The organism is Binatus sp. (SeqCode), assembly GCF_050013435.1.
GTDB lineage: Bacteria > Desulfobacterota > Binatia > Binatales > Binataceae > Binatus.
Genome location: NZ_JBEKFG010000138.1, coordinates 1 through 3,472, shown reverse-complemented (window position 1 = coordinate 3,472; position 3,472 = coordinate 1). Strand labels below are relative to the sequence as shown.

The following is a 3,472-nucleotide window of genomic DNA, read 5'->3' as shown; positions in this document are numbered from 1 at the left end:
CGTCTCGACGGTGAACTTCCTCTACTGCCATGAAGACGAAGCCGAGGGCGTCAAGATAGGCCGGCGCCTTACCGGCACCTTCAATTATCTCGCTGCTCAGTTACTTTCGGTGCGCGAGGCGTATCCCAGCAAATCGTACCCGTCGCTGGGCTTGCTGCCTTCGCTTCGTCAGGAGGCGTCGGGGCCGGGCGATGCGTCCGGCGCGCCGGAGGGTATCGCGATTGGAAATCCCGCGCGCATTTTGCGCGAGCTGAAGAAGTGGGAATCGGTCGGCTGCGATCGCGTCAACTTCCTGCTCAATGCGCTCGAGACCGTGCCGCAGCAAAAGGTGCTCGACAGCTTGCGCCTGTTCGCCAAAGAAGTGATGCCTCATTTTCAGGGTGCGAGCGACTACGCTTCCGCCGCCGCAGGAGGTCGTTGATGCCACCGCGTTATGGAAAGCTCGATCTGGCTGCGTGGTCCAAGTCGGCGCCCACGATCAACGGCTACAAAACCGAGCCGTGGATCCTCAAGGGCGCGCGAATCGTCACGCTCAACATGGAGATCGATGACGATCCCGCCGACAACTTGATCCCGGCCACGATGCATCCGTCGATTCCGGCGTACGCAATTTTCTGCGTCACCAATTATCCCGACAGCCCCGTCGGCCCGTTCACGATTGCCGAGGTTCGCGTCTCGGGCCGCACCGGCGTTCGTCCGCGCGGCTTCGTGTTGCGCAGTTTCTGCGACAATGAAGATGCGCGCCGCGAGTTGGCTGCGCGATGGGGTTATCCGGCGGTCGCGGGCGAGGTGAAGCTCTATATCCGCCACGACCGGGTGATTGCCCATGCCGGCGCCGGCGGCAAGCCGGTGCTCGAATGCGAGCTCCTCGATCGCGACGTGATCTCCGGCGGCGATATCCAGTACGTCGCGAGCATGCATCTGGCTCGCAACCGCGACGACGGCAAGCTGGTTCTCGTGCAAGTCGATCCCGAGTTCACCTTCTCGAAGGCGGAGCGCGGCAAACCGCGGGTTATCCTGCTCGACAACGACGCGTTCGGCGCCGGCGCCAATCTTCGCCTCGCCAATCCTATTTCCGCCAGCTTCACGACCGCCGACGTGACGCTCCCGAAGATTCGGTACATCTGCGATCCCGGGTTGCCCGCGATGCAGGGTACGACCAAAGTCGCCGCCTGAATGCGCCACGGCCTTTTCTTTCTTTGAGGTCGCAAACCATGCCGGAACCCTGGCGCTTCGAAAAAATCACTCTCAAGAGCGGACTCGCGATCCGAATCGCCCGCGCCGGCGCCGGCCCGCTGATCATCATGATGCACGGGTTCCCGGAATGCTGGTACTCGTGGCGCCATCAGATGCGCGCGCTGTCCGACCGCTTCGATTGCGTCGCAGTCGAGATGCGCGGGTACGGCGAATCCGACGCACCCGTCGGGGTCGCGAACTACACGCTCGACAAGCTGGTCGGCGATGCGGCCGATCTGATCGAGGCGCTTGGCCATCGGCGCGCCATCGTGGTCGGTCACGATTGGGGCGGCGCGGTAGCCTGGGCGACCGCGATGATGCGTCCCGACGTTGTCGAGCGTCTCATCGTGATGAACTGTCCTCATCTCGAGCGGATGAGTCACGCGCTGCGGCGCAATCCGCGCCAGATGATCCGCAGCTGGTACATGCTTTTTTTTCAGATTCCGCGCCTTCCCGAGTGGATGATCCGACGGCGCAACTATGAGGCGCTCGTCAATGCGCTGCGCAACGGCACGATTCAAAAAGACGTCTTCACCGAAAGCGATCTCGACTACTTCCGCGCCGCGTTTCGCAATCCCTATTCGCTGACCGCCGCGATCAACTACTATCGCGCGAACTTCCGCACCGGCTTCATGGCCAAGCCCGGCTCCGACTCCTGGATCGATCGGAAGATCTCGGCGCCCACGCTTTTGATCTGGGGCGAACAGGATTTCGCACTCGGGAAGGAACTGACCTACGGGATGGAGGGGCTGTTCACCGGTCCATTCGACATCAAGTACATCGCGGACTCCGGCCATTGGGTGCAACAGGAAAAACCCGAGTTGGTGAATCAGTACGTCCGCGAATTCCTCGATCGCCGGTAGATGACGGCTCCGCGCCGTTGCGACGCGCCTGGGCTCTGCCATTGCATAGTCGCGAAAAGATGCGCTGCGCAGATTTTCGCGTCTTCTCACTGCGGGTGCAGGGGCTGCAGCCCCTGCCGAAGGAAGTGTGAAACCCACCGAGGGTTTCACATTCAATCAAGTGAATTTCCTCCTCACCCCTGCCCCCTGCTTTACACCGCTTCGCGCCGCGCTTATCTTTATCTCAGGATCGAAACGCCCTGGACGCCGCCTTTCTCACGGAACCCGGTCAAAATTCCGGATGGTCGTCTGTATAGGAGCTTCCCGGCAAATTCACAAGGAGGGGCTTTTATGCCCACTAAATTGTATGTAGGCAACCTGGCCTACGCGGTTACGCAGGAAGACCTGGCAGAGCTGTTTGCGCAGGCGGGAAAGGTCGAGAGCGCGGTCGTCGTGTCCGACAAATTCTCGGGGCAGTCGCGCGGCTTCGGTTTCGTCGAGATGGCGGAGGCGGCCGACGCGACCAAGGCGATCCAGACCCTCAATGACACCGACCTCAAGGGCCGAAAGATTAAGATTGACGAGGCACGCGCCAGCACCGGTGGCCCGCGCGGCGGTGGTGGCGGCGGCGGAGATCGCCGCCGTGGCGGCGGCCGCGAGGGGGGAGGCGGTGGTGGCGGCAGAGAGGGCGGCAGCGGCGGCGGAAATCGCAATCGATGGTAGAAGTTCGCGTCGCGTATCGCGACTGGGCTTGTAGTCAGTGAAAAAGTGAAAAGAGAAAAGTGAAGCAGTGAAATAGTTGAATTGGCGGCGCGGTCGGAGCAAATCACTCCTGCCGCGCCGCTCTGTTTTTTCCGCCGCTCACTGACGCATCGAGCTGGCCGCGAACCCCTTCCACAGGATTGTTCTTCTGCTATCGTTATGCGCCGTCAACGGAGCCGGGGCCAAACCCGGCGGAAGAAAACCGGCAACCCTGGATGAATCTGAGGATGAATCTGATCGAATGAGAAAACCAATACTCTCGATTGTGGCGGCCACCCTCGCACTCGCGTCCATCCTCGCTATCAGGCCCGGCGCGTCATCCGCCGACACTGCAGACACCGTTCCGTCCGGCACGCTGCGCAACGTCGCCGGCATCGTGACCCACCGCGACGGACGCGTCGTGCAGGTCGGCACCGCATTTTTCGTCGCCGTGCCGAGCGCGGTGTTCCCCGGCCGCTCGTTCGTTTACCTGGTGACCGCGCATCACAATCTGCTCGACGACGCCGGCAATCCACGGGCCGGTCTCTTGCTCACGCTCGAGGATGCCAAGACGGGTGCGATGCGCGAGGAGCCGTTGCCGCCTGAAAACCGATGGGTGCTCGATCCGCAGGAAGAAAAGGCCGACGTCGCCG

4 protein-coding genes and 1 pseudogene are annotated in these 3,472 nt (G+C 62.0%); all 5 read left to right on the top strand.

From position 1 onward, the window contains the following. A pseudogene (locus tag ABSB13_RS16865) lies at positions 1-421 on the top strand (hypothetical protein); the annotation flags it as partial. Further along, a complete protein-coding gene (locus tag ABSB13_RS16860; protein ID WP_428110505.1) occupies positions 421-1,176 on the top strand; it encodes an acetoacetate decarboxylase family protein in 756 nt (251 codons plus the stop codon). The pseudogene ABSB13_RS16865 and the gene ABSB13_RS16860, both read left to right, overlap by 1 nt. A 38-nt stretch (positions 1,177-1,214) precedes the next feature. Next, on the top strand, positions 1,215-2,099 hold the full coding sequence (locus tag ABSB13_RS16855; protein ID WP_428110504.1) for an alpha/beta fold hydrolase: 885 nt from the start codon (positions 1,215-1,217) through the stop codon (positions 2,097-2,099). A 330-nt stretch (positions 2,100-2,429) separates the two neighbouring features. Continuing rightward, positions 2,430-2,801, top strand: coding sequence for an RNA recognition motif domain-containing protein (locus ABSB13_RS16850; RefSeq protein ID WP_428110502.1), 372 nt, complete (start codon positions 2,430-2,432; stop codon positions 2,799-2,801). Positions 2,802-3,081: 280 nt separating this feature from the next. Beyond that, positions 3,082-3,472: hypothetical protein (locus ABSB13_RS16845; protein WP_428110501.1), on the top strand; the 391-nt coding region annotated here is incomplete at its 3' end.

Coding starts and splice junctions, on each gene's coding strand:
- ABSB13_RS16860 (WP_428110505.1), top strand. CDS start 421: ATGCCACCGCGTTATGGAAAGCTCGATCTGGCTGCGTGGTCCAAGTCG.
- ABSB13_RS16855 (WP_428110504.1), top strand. CDS start 1,215: ATGCCGGAACCCTGGCGCTTCGAAAAAATCACTCTCAAGAGCGGACTC.
- ABSB13_RS16850 (WP_428110502.1), top strand. CDS start 2,430: ATGCCCACTAAATTGTATGTAGGCAACCTGGCCTACGCGGTTACGCAG.